Source organism: Lutibacter sp. HS1-25 (assembly GCF_004121075.1).
Classification (GTDB): domain Bacteria; phylum Bacteroidota; class Bacteroidia; order Flavobacteriales; family Flavobacteriaceae; genus Lutibacter.
This window is the reverse complement of record NZ_RHLN01000161.1, coordinates 154,764-171,256: the sequence shown is the minus strand read 5'-3', so window position 1 is coordinate 171,256 and position 16,493 is coordinate 154,764. Positions and strand designations below refer to the sequence as shown.

Annotated in this window: 19 protein-coding genes; 14 read left to right on the top strand and 5 right to left on the bottom strand. The window is 30.9% G+C overall.

Annotated features, from left to right (window positions below; translation table 11 throughout):
- The 5 genes from EC396_RS17595 to EC396_RS17575 all read left to right on the top strand — a co-directional run.
- Window positions 1-280: YeeE/YedE family protein (locus tag EC396_RS17595; RefSeq protein WP_164975345.1), on the top strand; the 280-nt coding region annotated here is incomplete at its 5' end.
- A 3-nt stretch (window positions 281-283) separates the two neighbouring features.
- Complete coding sequence (locus EC396_RS17590) at window positions 284-697, top strand: DUF6691 family protein (protein ID WP_129367936.1); 414 nt, start codon at window positions 284-286, stop codon at window positions 695-697.
- 41 nt (window positions 698-738) lie between these two features.
- Window positions 739-1,764, top strand: a complete 1,026-nt coding sequence (gene moaA, locus EC396_RS17585) for a GTP 3',8-cyclase MoaA (RefSeq protein ID WP_129368164.1) — start codon at window positions 739-741, stop codon at window positions 1,762-1,764.
- Between the two features lie 189 nt (window positions 1,765-1,953).
- Window positions 1,954-3,177, top strand: coding sequence for a molybdopterin molybdotransferase MoeA (locus EC396_RS17580; protein WP_129368163.1), 1,224 nt, complete (start codon window positions 1,954-1,956; stop codon window positions 3,175-3,177).
- Between the two features lie 51 nt (window positions 3,178-3,228).
- Window positions 3,229-3,993, top strand: a complete 765-nt coding sequence (locus EC396_RS17575; protein ID WP_129368162.1) for a phosphatase PAP2 family protein — start codon at window positions 3,229-3,231, stop codon at window positions 3,991-3,993.
- A 5-nt stretch (window positions 3,994-3,998) separates the two neighbouring features.
- On the opposite strand, the gene EC396_RS17570 is transcribed toward EC396_RS17575, so the two are convergent.
- Window positions 3,999-4,601, bottom strand: coding sequence for a DUF4230 domain-containing protein (locus EC396_RS17570; protein ID WP_164975344.1), 603 nt, complete (start codon window positions 4,599-4,601; stop codon window positions 3,999-4,001).
- 78 nt (window positions 4,602-4,679) lie between these two features.
- On the opposite strand from EC396_RS17570, the gene moaC reads away from it, so the two are divergent.
- The 5 genes from moaC to EC396_RS17545 are packed head-to-tail and all read left to right on the top strand — an operon-like array spanning window position 4,680 to window position 9,941.
- Complete coding sequence (moaC, locus tag EC396_RS17565; protein ID WP_129368160.1) at window positions 4,680-5,156, top strand: cyclic pyranopterin monophosphate synthase MoaC; 477 nt, start codon at window positions 4,680-4,682, stop codon at window positions 5,154-5,156.
- The gene (locus EC396_RS17560) at window positions 5,149-6,261 is read left to right on the top strand and encodes an NTP transferase domain-containing protein (RefSeq protein WP_129368159.1); all 1,113 of its coding nucleotides are present in this window, start codon (window positions 5,149-5,151) and stop codon (window positions 6,259-6,261) included. Before moaC ends, EC396_RS17560 begins: the two co-directional genes overlap by 8 nt.
- Window positions 6,254-7,087, top strand: coding sequence for a DUF1835 domain-containing protein (locus tag EC396_RS17555; RefSeq protein WP_129368158.1), 834 nt, complete (start codon window positions 6,254-6,256; stop codon window positions 7,085-7,087). Before EC396_RS17560 ends, EC396_RS17555 begins: the two co-directional genes overlap by 8 nt.
- A 1-nt stretch (window position 7,088) precedes the next feature.
- Complete coding sequence (locus EC396_RS17550) at window positions 7,089-8,168, top strand: HesA/MoeB/ThiF family protein (protein WP_129368157.1); 1,080 nt, start codon at window positions 7,089-7,091, stop codon at window positions 8,166-8,168.
- Complete coding sequence (locus EC396_RS17545) at window positions 8,169-9,941, top strand: DNA mismatch repair protein MutS (RefSeq protein ID WP_129368156.1); 1,773 nt, start codon at window positions 8,169-8,171, stop codon at window positions 9,939-9,941.
- Between the two features lie 39 nt (window positions 9,942-9,980).
- Here EC396_RS17545 and EC396_RS17540 read toward each other — a convergent pair whose 3' ends face one another.
- Window positions 9,981-10,406 carry a molybdenum cofactor biosynthesis protein MoaE gene (locus tag EC396_RS17540; protein ID WP_129368155.1) on the bottom strand — a complete coding sequence of 142 codons (426 nt, stop codon included), beginning with the start codon at window positions 10,404-10,406 and terminating at the stop codon, window positions 9,981-9,983.
- Between the two features lie 74 nt (window positions 10,407-10,480).
- Here EC396_RS17540 and EC396_RS17535 point away from each other — a divergent pair, with 74 nt between their 5' ends.
- Window positions 10,481-10,762, top strand: coding sequence for a DUF3817 domain-containing protein (locus EC396_RS17535; RefSeq protein ID WP_129368154.1), 282 nt, complete (start codon window positions 10,481-10,483; stop codon window positions 10,760-10,762).
- A gap of 4 nt (window positions 10,763-10,766) precedes the next feature.
- Here EC396_RS17535 and corA read toward each other — a convergent pair whose 3' ends face one another.
- From corA to EC396_RS17520, 3 genes are all read right to left on the bottom strand, one after another.
- A complete protein-coding gene (gene corA / locus EC396_RS17530) occupies window positions 10,767-11,822 on the bottom strand; it encodes a magnesium/cobalt transporter CorA (RefSeq protein ID WP_129368153.1) in 1,056 nt (351 codons plus the stop codon).
- A 36-nt stretch (window positions 11,823-11,858) separates the two neighbouring features.
- Window positions 11,859-12,101, bottom strand: coding sequence for a MoaD/ThiS family protein (locus EC396_RS17525; protein WP_129368152.1), 243 nt, complete (start codon window positions 12,099-12,101; stop codon window positions 11,859-11,861).
- 239 nt (window positions 12,102-12,340) lie between these two features.
- The gene (locus EC396_RS17520; protein WP_129368151.1) at window positions 12,341-13,342 is read right to left on the bottom strand and encodes a DUF4421 family protein; all 1,002 of its coding nucleotides are present in this window, start codon (window positions 13,340-13,342) and stop codon (window positions 12,341-12,343) included.
- Between the two features lie 171 nt (window positions 13,343-13,513).
- On the opposite strand from EC396_RS17520, the gene EC396_RS17515 reads away from it, so the two are divergent.
- From EC396_RS17515 to EC396_RS17505, 3 genes are read left to right on the top strand one after another with little or no spacing between them, the layout of a single operon-like run.
- Window positions 13,514-13,984: a CYTH domain-containing protein gene (locus EC396_RS17515; RefSeq protein WP_129368150.1), complete on the top strand. Its 471-nt coding sequence runs from the start codon at window positions 13,514-13,516 to the stop codon at window positions 13,982-13,984.
- 34 nt (window positions 13,985-14,018) lie between these two features.
- Window positions 14,019-15,836, top strand: a complete 1,818-nt coding sequence (locus EC396_RS17510) for a sodium:proton antiporter (RefSeq protein WP_129368149.1) — start codon at window positions 14,019-14,021, stop codon at window positions 15,834-15,836.
- A 26-nt stretch (window positions 15,837-15,862) separates the two neighbouring features.
- Complete coding sequence (locus tag EC396_RS17505) at window positions 15,863-16,465, top strand: alpha-ketoglutarate-dependent dioxygenase AlkB (protein ID WP_129368148.1); 603 nt, start codon at window positions 15,863-15,865, stop codon at window positions 16,463-16,465.
- Window positions 16,466-16,493 lie beyond the last annotated feature (28 nt).

Sequence of the window (16,493 nt, the reverse complement as noted above, 5' to 3'; positions counted from 1 at the left end):
TATTGAAGATTTAGCAGCTATAGGATTTAAAGATGCTGGTGCAACTTATTTGCCAAATGAAATTTTTGGTATAGAAAACATGTTAACTTTAAAAGGGTTTTTAATATTGTTAATAGCAGGTATTATGGTTGGTTTTGGTGCGCGTTGGGCAGGCGGTTGTACATCGGGTCACGCCATTGTTGGCTTAAGTAATTTAGAATTACCATCGTTAATAGCTGTTATCGGTTTTTTTATTGGAGGCTTGGTAATGACGTGGTTTATTTTACCTTTAATATTTTAAATGATGAAATTATTAAAGTTTTTTTTAGTAGGAATCCTCTTTGGAATAGTAATGAGTAAGGCTGAAATAATTTCGTGGTATAGAATCTATGAAATGTTTAAATTTCAAGCTTTTCATATGTACGGAATTATTGGTTCGGCAGTAATTTTAGGAATGATAATGATGACTTTTTTTAGAAGAAAAGTAATCAAAACTTTTGAAGGAAAAGATATTATTGTACCGCCTAAAAAACCAGGAATATACCGTAATTTATTTGGAGGTATCTTATTTGGCTTGGGTTGGGGCTTGGCAGGAGCTTGTCCTGGACCTATGTTTGTATTGTTAGGTCAGGGTGTGGTTGCTATACTGGTAGTTATTTTTGGAGCTACTTTTGGTGCTTTTTTATATGGTGTTTTTAAAGAAAAATTACCTCATTAAAAAAGAGATATTTTGAAATTGTAAATTATTTTAGACAGTGCATGCAGTTAACCGATAAATTTGGCAGAAAAATATCGTATTTACGATTGGCGGTTACAGATCGTTGTAATTTGCGTTGCCAATATTGTATGCCTGCTCACGGAATTGATATTGTTGATAGAAAAGAATTGCTATCGTATAAAGAAATGTACCGTATTACACGTGTACTTTCAGAGCTAGGTGTAAATAAAGTGCGCTTAACTGGTGGAGAGCCTTTTGTTCGCAGAGATTTTGTGAAGTTTTTAGAATCACTTTCATTTAATGATAAGTTAAAAGAAATTAATATTACCACCAATGGTGCTTTAATTTCCAATCATATTGAAAAGCTAGAAGAACTAAATATCAATGCGGTTAATTTAAGTATGGATACTTTGCAAAGAGAAAAATTTGCTCAAATTACACGAAGAGATGTTTTTGTAAATGTGTATGATACTTTTGAAAAACTGGTTGAAAGTAACTTAAAATTAAAGCTAAATATTGTAGTACAGTCTGGTTTTAATACCGATGAAATTATTGATTTTGTTGAACTTTCAAAAGATAAAAATATTGCCATTCGTTTTATTGAAGAAATGCCTTTTAACGGTAAAGGACAACGCAAAATTGATGAAGAGTGGAATTTCAATAAAATAATCAATCATATAAAAAATCAATATTCAGTAGTTGAGACACTTCAACAAAAAAAATCATCTACTTCAAAAAACTTTAAAATACCTGGTTATTTAGGTACTTTTGGTATCATCCCTGCGTTTACCCGTACTATTTGTGGCGATTGTAACAGAATTAGAATTACGGCAACTGGTATGTTTAAAAACTGTTTGTTTGATGGTGGAGTGTTTAATGTACGCGATTTTATAAGAAATGGAGCCAGCGACAACGATTTGAAAGCATTGTTTATTAAAACAGTGCATAAAAAACCCGAAAACGGATTTGTTGCTGAAGCTTCTAGAGACAATGATGTGTCTGAAAGTATGTCTACTATTGGAGGGCTAAGCTTATTTATTGATATGAAATTCGTAATTAAACATTAACAATTAATAGTGCATAATTTTAATGAAAAGTGAAAAAGTAAAAATGAATAATGTTGGTCTGGTCGCTGAGCGTAGCCGAAGCGATAATTAAAAACAGCTAAGCTTATTTATTGATATGAAATTCGTAATTAAACATTAACAATTAATAGTGCATAATTTTAATGAAAAGTGAAAAAGTAAAAATGAATAATGTTGGCTGTTATTTTAAACAACACTTTAAATTTTGGTGTTGAAGAAATAGATTTTATAAATGCTACTGGCAGAATTTTAAAGGAAACTATTGTTGCTGATCGCGATTTTCCACCGTTTGATCGTGTGAGTATGGATGGTATTGCAATTGCTGCTGCAGTTTTTAGCAATGGGCAACGAACTTTTAAAATTGAAGGTATTCAAGCCGCTGGAAGTGAGCAATTACAGCTTAAAAATTCAGAAAATTGTATTGAAGCTATGACGGGTGCAATACTGCCAAAAGGTTGTGATGTGGTGATTCCTTACGAGTTATTAACCATTGAAGATGGAAAAGCTCAGGTAAATTTAGATGAGATAAAGTATTTTCAAAATATTCATCCAAAAGGTTTTGATAAAAAAGTTGGCGATGTTTTAATTGCTGAAAACACAAAAATTTCTCCTGCCGAAATTGGTGTGTTGGCAACTGTTGGAAAATCTACCGTAAAAGTTGGTAAACAGCCAAAAGTAATGATTGTTTCTACGGGTAATGAATTGGTTGATGTTACTGAAACTCCTGCTGAACATCAAATTAGAAAAAGCAATGTTTATACCTTGGTATCGTTGTTAGATAAATTGCAAATTAAAGCCGATACTGCTCATATTTTAGATGATAAACAAGTTTTAAAATCAAAGATTGAAGCATTTTTAAACGATTATGATGTGCTGCTTTTTAGTGGAGCAGTTTCTAAAGGGAAATTTGATTTTATTCCAGAAGTTTTATCGGAATTGGGAGTTGAAAAATTATTTCATCAGGTAAAACAACGTCCGGGAAAACCATTTTGGTTTGGTGTTAAATCGCAGGTTACAGAGCCTAACCGAAATGATAATTCTGTAACTGCGTGTAATCAACAAAATAAAGTTGTATTTGCATTTCCAGGAAATCCGGTTTCAACTTTTGTAAATTGTTTGAAATATTTTCACCCTTGGTATTATAAATCAGCAGATTTAAATGTTGAAAATCAACAGGCTATTTTGGCTGAAGATTTTTATTTTAAGCCAAGTGTTACTTACTTTTTACAGGTAAAATTAACTCAAAAAGAAGGGGTTTTATTGGCTACACCAGTTTCAGGAAAAGGTTCGGGTGATTTGGCTAATTTAATAGCTGCGGATGCTTTTTTAGAATTGCCAGATGATAGAACCGATTTTAAAAAGGGGGAATGTTTTCCAATTCTTTTGTATCGATAAAATTAAAAGATTCATTTTGTAAGTGTACATTTGTTGCACTTAAAATTTAATATGAAAATTATTTTAAAATTTCTTATTTGCATTGTGTTTTTTAATACAATTGTTTTTAATGCGCAAACTACTGATATTCAAAAAGATACTTTAGAGTTGGCTTCAGCAGTAAAAATTAAAAAGCAACGAACTTTATTGCATAAAAGTATTGTACCTTTAAGTTTAATTGGAGTTGGTTTGGCGGCAAATAATAGTCAGTTTGAAAAAAACCTGAATAATGATTTGCGCGATGCTGTTGGCAATAACTTTCAAACTTCGGTAGATGATTATTTACTTTTTGTGCCAATTGTTCAAATGTATGCTGCTGATGCTTTTGGAATGAAAGCTAAAAATCATTGGTTCGATCAAACAAAATATTTATTTATTTCTAATGTAATTTCTACAGGAATTTCAGAATTGTTAAAAAGTACCATTACAAAAACCAGACCCGATACAAGTGATGGGAATTCTTTTCCTTCAGGACACACTACTATTGCTTTTACAAATGCAGCAGTTTTGCAAAACGAATTTCAGGAAACTTCACCAGTTTACGCATATAGCGGTTATGCCTTTGCCACAACTACAGGTGTTTTTAGAATGTTAAATAACAGACATTATGTGTCTGATGTGCTGGTAGGTGCAGGTATTGGTATTTTGGTTACGCAATTGGTGTATCATTTTGAACCGTTAAAAAAGTTCAATCCATTTAAAAAATCAAAAGACATTTCTTTTTTTCCACAGTATAAAGAAAACACCTATGGGTTTCATTTTAAATATGAATTGTAACTTAATTAGTCTTTAAAATTTAAAGATTGAATATTTAAACCAGAATTGTCTACAAATTCCCAATTTACCAAGGTTGTTATTTTGTAAATATTACCAAGTTCTTCAATCAGTTGAACTTTGGCTTTTTGCTTTAATTGCTCAATATTTGATGCCTCTTTTACCTTTTTTATAACAATATCATGAACTTTGTTTAGTTCTTCTTTGGTAAAAGTGTTAAACGTACTTTGTTCAAAATCGTAATACGAAATTTTAGGCGCAATAAAAATCTCAGGCTTTGGTATTTTGTGCAAAATCACTTTTTTATTTATGGTGTCTGTTTCAATTTCCAATTTGGTTAAATCGTATGAAATTTGAATTTGAGCATTTACAACTAAAATTACTTTTTTATCAAACGAAAATTGTTCAACTAAAAAGTATTTAGATTTTTCGTAATTGTACATTTGGGTATAAGAACTCTCTAAAACAATTAGTTTTCTTACATTTTTTACTTCATTTAAAATAATTTGAGTTTGCTCTTTTTCTTTGTATGAAATGTCTTTCTTTAAGTACAAATAAGTAGTAAAAACACCCGTTATGAAAATAAGGAAATAAATAATTGACTTTTTCATATTCATATAATTATTGCGTGAATTTAATCTTTTTAATTTAACTTTAGGCCTTCAAATTAACCATAAAAATAGTTTATAGTGAGCGAATTTTCTCATATTAATAAAAAAAATCAGCCAAAAATGGTAAATGTTGGTGATAAGCAAATTACCAAACGCAATGCAATAGCAAAAGCAACCATGTTTTTAGGCGAAGAGATTATCTCGCATTTTCAAAATAACGAATTAATTACCAAAAAAGGGCCTGTTTTTCAAACGGCTATTATTGCAGGAATTCAGGCAGTTAAAAAGACTTCAGATTTGATTCCTATGTGTCACCCTTTGCTAATTAATGGGGTAGATATTGATATTGATATTGTTGATAATGAGCATATTGAAATTTTTTGCACGGTTACTGTTGAAGGTAAAACTGGTGTAGAAATGGAAGCGTTAACTGGGGCAAATATTACAGCTTTAACGGTGTATGATATGTGTAAAGCTATTTCTCAAACAATGGTGATAAAAGAAGTGAAATTGATTGAAAAATCGGGAGGAAAAAGTGATATAAAAAATGGATAAACATCAAAAACACGCAAAACTAACACTAAGAGATAATGATAATTTCTCACCCAATGAAATTGCCATTGTTGGTACAAAATGCAATGTAATATCAAATTTAGTGCAACAGGTTTCAGACAAATTAAACGCTTATAAATTGGCTTATTTTGATGCTTCTCACAGCGATAATACAGCATCTTTAAACTTAGAAACGTTTACATTTCACCATAAAGGAAGTGCGCAAATTACTGTAAATTCTGCAGTAAATAAGTTCAATCAGCGTTTGCAGTTTTCGCAATACGATTTTGTTTTCATCAATGGAAATCATTACGAAGGAGCAAAACAAATTTTAATTTTAGACAACGAAAAGGAAGCTTCTGTTAAAAAAAGATTAGATCAGTTAAATAATATACAGTTTGTTGTAAAATTAACAGAAGACTCAAAATATTTTGATTTTTTAGTCGAAAAAAATCCTCAGATTAAAAACTTACTTTGTTATGAAATTAATGAAATAGATCAAATTTCAAAACACATAGAAAATTTAATCAAACAAAAAATGGCGCCAATTCAAGGGTTGGTGTTGGCTGGCGGAAAAAGTACCAGAATGGGAACCGACAAAGGAACATTGAATTTCTTTGGAAAAAATCAGCGCGATGTTGCCATAGATTTGTTAAAAAAACACCATTTAAAAACCTATTTATCGGTTCGCGAAGACCAAGATGTTTTAGTCGAAAATAAGATTACCGATAAATTTATTGGTTTGGGGCCGTTTGGAGCAATTTGTTCAGCTTTTCAAGAAAATCCAAATGTGGCTTGGTTGGTAATGGCAACCGATTTGCCTTTTGTTACTAGCGATGTTATAAATTTGTTGCTAAAACATAGAAATCCTTCAAAAGTTGCAACCACTATAAAAGGTAAAAACAAAGATTTTCCAGAGCCATTAATTACCATTTGGGAACCAAAAAGTTATCCATTGTTGTTGGCTTATATGGCGCAAGGTTACTCTTGTCCGCGCAAAGTATTGATCAATTCTAATGTTGAAATTGTTGAAATTAATGACGATTTAATTCGAAATATCAACACACCTGAAGAATTTAAAACTGCTCATAAAGAAATAAATGGCTAATATAATTCATATTGTAAATGGGGATGCCATTGTACCAATATTAGAAAAATCGGGTATTGGTGGTAAAATTGTTGTTTGGCGCGAAATGTTGTGCGAAGGTCCGTTGGATCAAGAAGTGGCAAGTGACGAATTTTGGAAAAAGAGATATCAGTTTTTTGAAGAAAATTTTGGAGTTTCAAAACTAGCGTACTTCGATAAAACCATTAAAGAATTATTAAAAGTTGAAGATCCACCTGTTGATGCTGAATTGGTTTTGTGGTTTGAGTTTGACTTGTTTTGTCAGATTAATTTAATGGCATTGTGCGCTTATTTATTACAAGATTACCGAAAAGATATTTTATACAGTTTGGTGTGTACGGGTAAAGTAAAAGGCAAGGATAAAATGCAAAGTTTAACCGATTTTTCTGCGGAAGATTTTCCGAAATTATACGAGAAAAAGTTGAAAATTACACGCGATAATTTTTTGTTTGCTGAAAAATGTTGGAAGGTTTTTGTTAAAAACAATCCAGATGAGTTGTGTAAGTTTAACTTCAACAAAAAATCAAAATTTCAATATTTTCAACTGGCCATAAATCAGCATTTAAAAAGATTTCCTGCTAAAAATGGATTGAATCAAATTCAGCAAAAAATACTTGAAATTGTAAATACAGACGCATTTACCAAATATGAAATTGTTCAAAAAATATTGATTTGGCAACAATCTGAAACTGTTTATGGTTTTGGTGATTTACAATATTTTTGGTACCTTGATAAGTTAAATTGCTATTGCAATATTATTGAAGAAAAATATTATTTAAATTCGTTAGGCAAAGAAATTATAGGTTAAAATGGAAATTACTAAATCTGAATATTTTAAGCGTCAAACTACCTTGGCAGAAATTGGAGAACAAGGGCAGGAAAAGTTGCAAAATGCGAAGGTTTTAATTATTGGTTGTGGCGGTTTGGGTAGCCCAATTGCTATTTATTTGGCAACCAGTGGTGTTGGTGCTTTGCATTTGGTTGACTTTGACAATGTGTCTGTTACAAATTTACACCGCCAAGTTTTTTTTAAAAAAGACGATGTTCAACGACTAAAAGTCAATGTGCTGGCCTCTGAAATTCAAAAAAGAACACCTTTTACAAAGGTTTCTGTTACAAGCGAGGCCATTGATAAAAACTCCATAATTTCATTGATTTCTCATTTTGATGTTGTGGTAGATGCAACCGACAATTTACAGGTAAAATATTTGATTAACGATGCTTGTGTAGTGGCTAAAAAACCGTTGGTTTACGGCTCGCTTTACAAGTTTGATGGTTATGTGGCAACTTTTAATATGTTGCAGAGTGATGGAACTTATACTTGTAATTTGCGCGATGCTTTTCCAACTATTGCAACTGAAATTCCAAATTGTGAAACAGCAGGAACAATGAATCCAATTGTTGGTTTGATAGCCATGTTACAAACCAATGAAGTGGTTAAATTAATTACCAATACGGGCAAATTAATTACCAATCAATTGTTAATTTACAATGTTTTGACCAACACGCAGTTTAAAATGAAGTTGAAAAAAAATGAATCAATAAATGTTGAAGAAATTTTTAGAAATTCAATTTATGAGGATAAAGTTTGCGAAACTCAAGATAAATCTATTTTAATTACCGCATCAGAATTAAGTAAAAAACTAGATGATCCTAGTTTTAAAATTGTGAGTGTTATCAATAATTTAGAAGCTAATATTCCATTTAATGTGCATAGTAAAATTCCGTATAAAGAATTTGACATTAATAAGTTTGAGCCAAATTTTGAAAAAAACTATGTAATTGTTTGTGCAAAAGGAATTTCAAGTTACGATGTAACCCTAAAAATTAAAACCAAATTTCCAAATCTACACGTTTATAGTTTGGCTGAAGGAATTGAAAACTATTAAATGAAACAACAACCGTCGGTATTTTACCATGAGCAATTAGACTTATTTGAAAAAGAAGCATCAAAATTAAAAAAACAATTGGCCATTTCAAGTTTGGCGCGTTTGTTCACTTTTTTACTTACAATTTTTGGCGTTTATCTGGTTTTTGGTCATGCAACACAAATGTTATTGGTTGTTGGTGTTGGTTTGGCACTTTTCATTTATTTTTTATTTAAACACAGCGATTTACAATACAAATTCGACTTAAATAAAGCCTTGGTAAATATCAATAAAATAGAGATAAAGGTTTTAGAAAGGGATTATTTTACGTTAGATGAAGGTCGTGAGTTTATAAACCCAAAACACCCATATAGTTACGATATTGATTTGTTTGGGCGTGGTTCTTTTTTTCAATATTGCAATAGAACCGCTACTGTTGAAGGTAAAAATGAATTGTTTAAAAAGTTGACTTCAAATTCAATTTCAGATATTCAAGAAAATCAAGATAGTATTGAAGATTTAAGTGAAAAAGCCATTTGGAGACAACATTTTTCGGCAATAGCCAGTTTGGTTAAAGTAGAACATTCGGCTAAAGAAATTGTAAGTTGGATACACAATTATAAGGTTGTTTTTCCTGTTTTTTTAAAGTATTTGGCTAGTATATTTTCTTTGCTTTCAGTAGCATTTATTGTGCTTGTTGCTATGCGTTTGATACCTGATGTTATTTTGTTGTTATGGTTTGTTATTGGTGTTGTAATTTCTGGCTTGTATTTAAAAAAAGTAAATGAATTGTACAAAAAATCAAGTGATGCCAAAGAAACGGTTAAACAATATCATAAATTGTTAAATGAAATTGAAATCACATCTTTTTCTTCTGAAATTTTAAAGAAGAAACAGCAGGAAATTAAAACAGAAGGCGAAAAGGCATCGCTCATTTTTAAGGAATATTCTAAAATGTTAGATGCTTTTGATCAACGCAATAATTTAATTGTTGGTGTTATTGGCAACGGATTTTTTTTAATGGATTTATCGCGTGTTTGTAAAATTGAAAAATGGATTGAAACCTATAAAAACAAAGTCGAAAATTGGTTTGAAGTTATTGCTTTTTTTGATGCGCAAAACGCATTGGCAAATTTTAAATTCAACCACCCAAACTATGTTTTTCCAAAAATTAATAGTGATATTTCTGTAATCAAAGCCAAAAATTTGGGACATACATTGTTGAAGGAAAAGCAACGAGTTGACAATGATTTTACCATAAATAATCATCAGTTTTATATTATTACAGGAGCAAATATGGCAGGTAAAAGCACCTTTTTACGTACCGTGTCATTGTCTATTGTAATGGCAAATATGGGTTTGCCTGTTTGTGCAGAAAGTTTTGAATACAATCCCATAAAACTAATTACAAGTATGCGAACTACAGATTCATTAGCGGATGATGAATCCTACTTTTTTTCGGAGTTAAAAAGGCTTAAATACATTGTTGATGAAATTAAAGCAGCTAAGTATTTTATAATTTTAGATGAAATTTTAAAAGGGACGAACAGTACCGATAAAGCCATAGGTTCACGAAAGTTTGTTCAAAAATTAGTCGCTTCAAATGCTACGGGCATTATTGCCACGCACGATTTAAGTTTGTGCGAAATTGAAAAAGAATTAAATGAAGTTGAAAATTACTATTTTGATGCTGAAATTGTAAATGACGAACTGCATTTTGATTACCAGTTAAAAGATGGTATTTGCAAAAATATGAATGCTTCTTTTTTGTTGAAAAAAATGGAAATTGTTTAAGTCTTAATATAAATCAATTCTCTCTTTTGGGTTAGGGGATCAAGGGTGTGCGTTTACCCAAACTTCGCCATCTTCAAAATGTTCTTTTTTCCAAATAGGAACGGTTTCTTTTAAGGTATCAATGGCATATTCACAAGCTTTAAAAGCGGCATTTCTATGTGCAGATGAAACTGCAATAATTACAGGAATGGCTCCAATTTTAAGTGGGCCAACAGCATGGTGAATGGCAATTTTATGAATGTCGAATTTAGCCAAAGCGGTATTTGCAATTTTTTGCATTTCTTTTACAGCCATAGGTTCGTAAGCCGTAAAATCTAACAATGTAACGGTTTTATTTTTTGTTGCATTTCGCACTGTTCCAACAAAAGTAACAATTCCTCCACAAGAATCGTCGGCCACAAAATCGTAACAATCTTGGTGGTTTAGAGCTACTGATGTTATTTTTACCGAAGTTTTTGTTTCCATATTTAATAAAACTTTCACAAAGTTAACAAATCAAACATGTACTTTTGTCAGTTCATTAATTAAATTGAATAAAAATGATAAAAGTATTTAGAATTGTGAGTTTTTTAGAAGGAGTTTCTTTTTTACTGTTACTTTTTATTGCAACTCCTATCAAATATTTTGTAGGCAATGAAATGTTTGTTAAAATGCTTGGAATGCCGCACGGTTTGTTGTTTTTACTGTATGTTGTTTTTGCATTTATGTTAAAAAGCGAACTAAACTGGAAACCCAAAACATTTATCATAGTTTTAGCTGCTTCAGTAATTCCTTTTGGAACTTTTTATGTTGATAAAAAATATTTAAGCAATGCAGGTTGAAATTTTAAAACCAGTTTTTTCTTTTAAAATAGTACAACATCATTAAAAATACAACAAACATAAAAATTAAAATAGCAAAGTAGCCCCATTCAAAGCCAAGTTCGGGCATATTTACAAAGTTCATTCCGTAAATTCCAGCAATAAAAGTAAGTGGAATAAAGATGGAGGAAACTACAGTCAGTGTTTTCATAACCTGATTCATTCTATGACCTTGAATAGAAAAGAATAAATTGATTAAACTTTCTAACCTGTTTTCAGTTTTTTCACAACTATCTAACAATGTTAAGCATAAATCTTTCAATTCAAAATAGTATTTTACGTGTTTTTGCTGAATTAATTGAAACTGTTCGCGTTCAATTTTTAGTAAAAAATCTTTTATGGGTAAAATCACTTTTTTAAGAGATTGTAACTGGGTTTTATAAAGCTCAATTTCGTTTAAAATGGCAGGAGAAGGATCTTGGTTGATGTCTAAAATATTAAATTTTTCGACTTTATCTTCAATGGTTTCAATGGTTTTAAAATAATTATCTAAAACAGCTTCTAATAACAAATACAATAAATAGTCTACACTGCGTTCATGTAAAATTCCTATTTTAGATCTTAAACGGTGCCTAACATGTTCAAAATAGTCGTTTTTTCTTTCCTGAAATGAAACCAGAAAATTTTCACCCAATACAAAACTTATTTGCTCAGTAGCAATGTCGTCTCCGTTTGAAGGCGACATAGATTTTATTGAAAAAAACCAATAATCTTCAAATTCTTGAAATTTAGGACGTTGGTTTACATCTAAAATATCTTGAATTGTTAATTGGTGAATTCCTATTTTTTCACAAAATGAGCTTACTTTTTCAACGTCGTGTATGCCGTGGATATTTAACCAATATTGCTTGGTTTTATCGGAAAAGTTATTGATTTCATTTTCTTTGATGTTAGAAAGTTCAAAATGACTTTCTTTATTGTAGGCAAATAATTGCGAACTTACTTCATTTGTATATTGAATACCTGTAAATACAAAGTTTGTAGGATTTTGCTTTTTTCTATTCAGTGATTTTTTGCGCATATACAATTTTTAAAGAGTTAATTTACAAAAAAAATGTTACCCACCGCTTACTGGTGGAATAATAGCTACAACATCATTATTGTTTAGGATAAAATCATTTTCAACATAATCTTCGTTAACAGCAATGGCAAAATCGTTTAAGTTTTTTAAGGCTGAAAACTGAGTAATAAGTGCTTTTTTAAGCTCTTTTACCGAAGCATTTTCAGTTAATTGAAATTGCAGTGTATTTTCTCCAACCAAATCGGTTGTAATTCCAAAAAATAATAATTGAATCTTCATTTTGAAAAGTGTGTAAGCAAAAATACAGTATTTGGTTTTAATACGTGTGTAAATTGGTTTACAGTTTTTAGTTTGTTGTAAATTTTTATGGTTTGATAAAATTGCGTTAGTGATTGCAGCGGCATCCTTTTTTACAATGCAACGCAGTGAAATTGTAAAAAAGATATAGCGAAAAGCACGACCGATAGGAACGCCCAAAAAATATGTATGAAAATTAAAAGTTTGAAGTTGGTTTTTTACTAAAACAGCTTTTTTATTTGATCAACCTTGCCTAAATGATAGCCAAATATAAGTTTGGATTTTGTGATGTCTAAAAATGCTTTATTGCCATAATCAAAGTCGGTTTTGTAAAATCGAGAAAAAAACGTAAAGTTGATGTAGTATTTTTTATGGTTGTAGCCCGCAGACACAAAAAAATCGGTTTTATAGATTATAGGGTTTGAAGGGTTATAGCTTTGATGAAGTGTAGTTACTTTTTTGTATTCTAAACCAATGCCTGGAGCAACAAATATAGACGCGAAAAAATTTGCTGGTAAAACAAAAAAGGAAGAAATTCCGACTTCGGCACCGCCGCCATAACTTTTAAATTTTGTGATTTGTGCCTGTTGATTAAAACCAGGTATTTGATGTGGTGCAATTAACGGAATATTGTCTGTATCTAATCTGTTAAAAGTAACAAACCCACCAGCGCCAAAGCCTACCGAAGTTTTTTCTTGGTTGGCAATGCCCGATTTCATTTCACGTACTGTAAACTCATTTTTACCCAAAAAGCGCAAATAACCAACGCCAATTGAAAATATAGAAACGTCGGGTCTAAATATTTCAACCTCATTTTTGCTGTCTTTTTCATTGTAGCCGTGAACATTTTCCCAAGTAAAATCTATAAAATTCTTTTTATAAATAGTTGCCCCTTCGGCAGCAAATTTATCTGTAGGATTTTCTTTATTTGTTTTAAGATTAAAAACAATGTCTAAAACTAAGCGTTGATTGGCAATTCCAAATCCAACACCAAAAGGGTTATTTGGCGTGTATTTTATAGACTCTTTGTTGTGTTTTAAGCTAAAACGTTGTTGTTTAAAATTGGAAACCAGCCTAAACGACCATGCTAAATCTTTGTTGGAAAGGTAGTGATCAATAAGTTTTGAAGTGTCTGATATGGTATCTAATTTTAAATTATTTGATGAAAACACAAAACTTCCCCAAAGTATAAATAGGATATGTAGACAGCTTTTTAGCATCATTTTTTATGAAAAAAATATAGGTAAAAGTATGAAAATTTAATTTCTACCCATTAAAAATTGTTATTAATTGGTTAAGTTTAATTAAGATTTAAATTTGATTTATTTGGGTGAAGTTTATAGTGTTATATTTGCTGTGGTTTTTGAATGGATTAATTAAAAATCGACAATTAAATGAGTCAGGAAATTGAACGCAAGTTTTTAGTAAAAGGAGATTTTAAAAATTTAGCCGTAAAAAGTTATCAAATTGCACAAGGATTTTTATCTACCGTACCTGAGCGAACGGTGCGTGTAAGAATTAAAGATCTGCAAGGATTTATAACTGTAAAAGGTATTGGAAATGCATCTGGAACTACTCGTTTTGAATGGGAAAAAGAGATTTCGGTTGCAGAGGCTGAAAGTTTATTGGCAATTTGCGAGCCAACAATTATAAAAAAAGTGAGGTATATTGTACCCGCTACCAATAATTTATTTTTTGAAGTTGATGTGTTTTTAGGTGCAAATTTAGGACTTGAAGTTGCTGAAATTGAGTTACCTACAGAAGATGCTATGTTTGAAAAACCCGACTGGTTAGGGGCTGAAGTTACTGGCCAATCACAATATTACAATGCTTCCTTGGCTAAAAATCCGTTTAGCAATTGGTAATTTTTAAGTATCTTCGAAATCTATTTATAAGTCTATGTTAGAATTAGCAGGAATAATTATATTGGGAATGGTTGCGCAATGGGTGGCCTGGAGGTTTAAGTTACCAGCAATTTTACCACTTATTTTAGCGGGTTTGTTGGTTGGACCTATATCAACATTAATTTCTCACGATGGTGCAAAATGGTTAGAGCCTGTATGGAACGGTACACAAGGTTTATTTCCGGGTGATTTGTTGTACAATTTTGTTTCGCTTGCCATTGGTATTATTCTTTTTGAAGGTAGTCTTACCTTAAAAAACAATGAAATTGCAAATGTTGGCCCATCTATTGTAAAATTAATAACAGTTGGTGCTGCCATTACTTTTTTTGGTGCTGGAGTTTCAGCGCATTATATATTTGGTTTAACTTGGGAGATTTCGTTTTTATTTTCGGCACTTATTATTGTTACAGGACCTACGGTAATTGCACCGATTTTAAGAAATATTCCACTTAAAAAAAATGTATCGGCAGTATTAAAATGGGAAAGTATTTTAATAGATCCAATTGGCGCCTTGGTTGCCGTATTGGTTTTTGAATTTGTAAGCATAGAAACAGGATACGATTTTACAAAAGAAACACTTGCCGAGTTTTTTAAAATTGTTTTTACCGGAATAATCATTGGTTTTATGGGTGCTTATTCTTTATATTTTTCAATAAAAAGAAACAATATTCCGCACTATTTGTTAAATGTTATAACGCTTGCAGCTGTATTGGGTGTATTTGTTTTATCCGATTTTTTAGCGCACGAATCAGGCTTATTATCGGTTGTAGTTATGGGTATGGTGTTAGGAAATAAAAGAGTAAAACAACTAAAAGAAATTCTATATTTTAAAGAGTCAATAAGCATTTTATTAATTTCTATTTTGTTTATTTTATTGGCGGCACATATTAATTTAAATGATATGATGTTGCTGTTTAAGTGGAAAACATTGGCATTGTTTTTAGTTATTATTTTAATTATAAGACCTTTGGCTGTATTTTTAAGTACATCAAATTCTGGATTAAGTTTTAACGAAAAATTATTTATAAGCTGGGTTGGACCACGCGGAATTGTAGCAGCAGGTATCGCTTCTTTATTTGGATTGAAGTTAGTAATGAAAGGTATTACTGATGCAGAATATATTACTCCTTTGGTTTTTATGGTGGTAATGGGTACCGTATTGTTAAATGCAACTACTGCCAGATTGTTTGCCAAAATAGCTGGAGTTTTCTTAAAAAGATCTGATGGGATTTTAATTGTTGGAGCTTCTCATTTTTCTCGTTTAATAGCAACTTATTTAAAAAACAACAACCGTAGGGTTGTATTGATTGATAGCAACTCAAAAAGTATAGAGAAATCTGAAGCAATGGGTTTTGAGGCTATTGATGGTAATATTTATTCAGAAGAGTTGATAGAGGATATTGAGCTAAACGATGTTGGTTTTTTACTGGCGCTTACTGCCAGTGCAACTATTAATAAATTTGCTATTGATAAATATGGACCAATTTTTGGTGAACGCGGTTCTTTTAGATTAATTTCAACCGAAGAATTATTAAACAAAACACCAGTTGATAACGAGCATTTATTTACCGATAGAGACGATTATATTAATTTGAGTGAAATAGTTAGAGATTTTCCTTATATAAATGAAGTAACTATCGATTCTGCCAAACATTATAAAGATACGCTTAAAAAAATCAACGAAGAATTGCATGCGGTTCCTATGTTTTTAAAAGATGAAGTTGGTTTTATTCATATAATTTCTTCATTGGGTAAAAATTTCAAAATTGAAAAAGGCAATGTCTTGATGTATATTGGAAAAAAAATTGTTTAAATTACCAATAAACAAATTTCAGTATCATGGATCTATTCAACGTTAATGCTGATCAAAATAAATTGCCTTTTGATGGTGAAGTTTTAAATTACGGTTTTGTTTTAAATCCGTCTCAGTGCAACTATTATTTCAATACTTTTTTTATTGCTGATTTTTGGGCATTTGACAAGCTTGTCATGTTTGGAAAACAAATAGAAACCAAACGAAAAGTGGCTTGGTTTGGCAATGATGCGTTTGATTACATTTACGCGGGTACTCAAAAAAAAGCGTTAAAATGGACTCCAGAATTACTTCAGCTAAAAGAAATTGTTGAACAAAAAACAGGTTTAAGTTTTAATTCTTGTTTGTTAAATTTATATCACAACGGAAATGAAGGAATGGGATGGCATCAAGACAATGAAAAAGAATTGGGTGTAAATCCCGCCATTGCATCATTAAGTTTAGGCGCTACCCGAAAATTCTCGTTCAAACACATTCAAACAAAACAAAAAGTAGATTTATTTTTAGAAGCAGGAACCTTGTTGTTAATGAAAGGTGCAACCCAAGAAAAGTGGATGCATAGTTTACCAAAAACAAAAAATGTACAAAAACCTCGCATTAATTTAACTTTTAGGTGCTTTTCTAACTAGTTTTTAATGCATTTATTAACCAACTTAT

Coding starts and splice junctions, on each gene's coding strand:
- EC396_RS17590 (WP_129367936.1), top strand. CDS start 284: ATGAAATTATTAAAGTTTTTTTTAGTAGGAATCCTCTTTGGAATAGTA.
- moaA (WP_129368164.1), top strand. CDS start 739: ATGCAGTTAACCGATAAATTTGGCAGAAAAATATCGTATTTACGATTG.
- EC396_RS17580 (WP_129368163.1), top strand. CDS start 1,954: ATGTTGGCTGTTATTTTAAACAACACTTTAAATTTTGGTGTTGAAGAA.
- EC396_RS17575 (WP_129368162.1), top strand. CDS start 3,229: ATGAAAATTATTTTAAAATTTCTTATTTGCATTGTGTTTTTTAATACA.
- EC396_RS17570 (WP_164975344.1), bottom strand. CDS start 4,601: ATGAAAAAGTCAATTATTTATTTCCTTATTTTCATAACGGGTGTTTTT.
- EC396_RS17560 (WP_129368159.1), top strand. CDS start 5,149: ATGGATAAACATCAAAAACACGCAAAACTAACACTAAGAGATAATGAT.
- EC396_RS17555 (WP_129368158.1), top strand. CDS start 6,254: ATGGCTAATATAATTCATATTGTAAATGGGGATGCCATTGTACCAATA.
- EC396_RS17550 (WP_129368157.1), top strand. CDS start 7,089: ATGGAAATTACTAAATCTGAATATTTTAAGCGTCAAACTACCTTGGCA.
- EC396_RS17545 (WP_129368156.1), top strand. CDS start 8,169: ATGAAACAACAACCGTCGGTATTTTACCATGAGCAATTAGACTTATTT.
- EC396_RS17540 (WP_129368155.1), bottom strand. CDS start 10,406: ATGGAAACAAAAACTTCGGTAAAAATAACATCAGTAGCTCTAAACCAC.
- EC396_RS17535 (WP_129368154.1), top strand. CDS start 10,481: ATGATAAAAGTATTTAGAATTGTGAGTTTTTTAGAAGGAGTTTCTTTT.
- corA (WP_129368153.1), bottom strand. CDS start 11,822: ATGCGCAAAAAATCACTGAATAGAAAAAAGCAAAATCCTACAAACTTT.
- EC396_RS17525 (WP_129368152.1), bottom strand. CDS start 12,101: ATGAAGATTCAATTATTATTTTTTGGAATTACAACCGATTTGGTTGGA.
- EC396_RS17520 (WP_129368151.1), bottom strand. CDS start 13,342: ATGATGCTAAAAAGCTGTCTACATATCCTATTTATACTTTGGGGAAGT.
- EC396_RS17515 (WP_129368150.1), top strand. CDS start 13,514: ATGAGTCAGGAAATTGAACGCAAGTTTTTAGTAAAAGGAGATTTTAAA.
- EC396_RS17510 (WP_129368149.1), top strand. CDS start 14,019: ATGTTAGAATTAGCAGGAATAATTATATTGGGAATGGTTGCGCAATGG.
- EC396_RS17505 (WP_129368148.1), top strand. CDS start 15,863: ATGGATCTATTCAACGTTAATGCTGATCAAAATAAATTGCCTTTTGAT.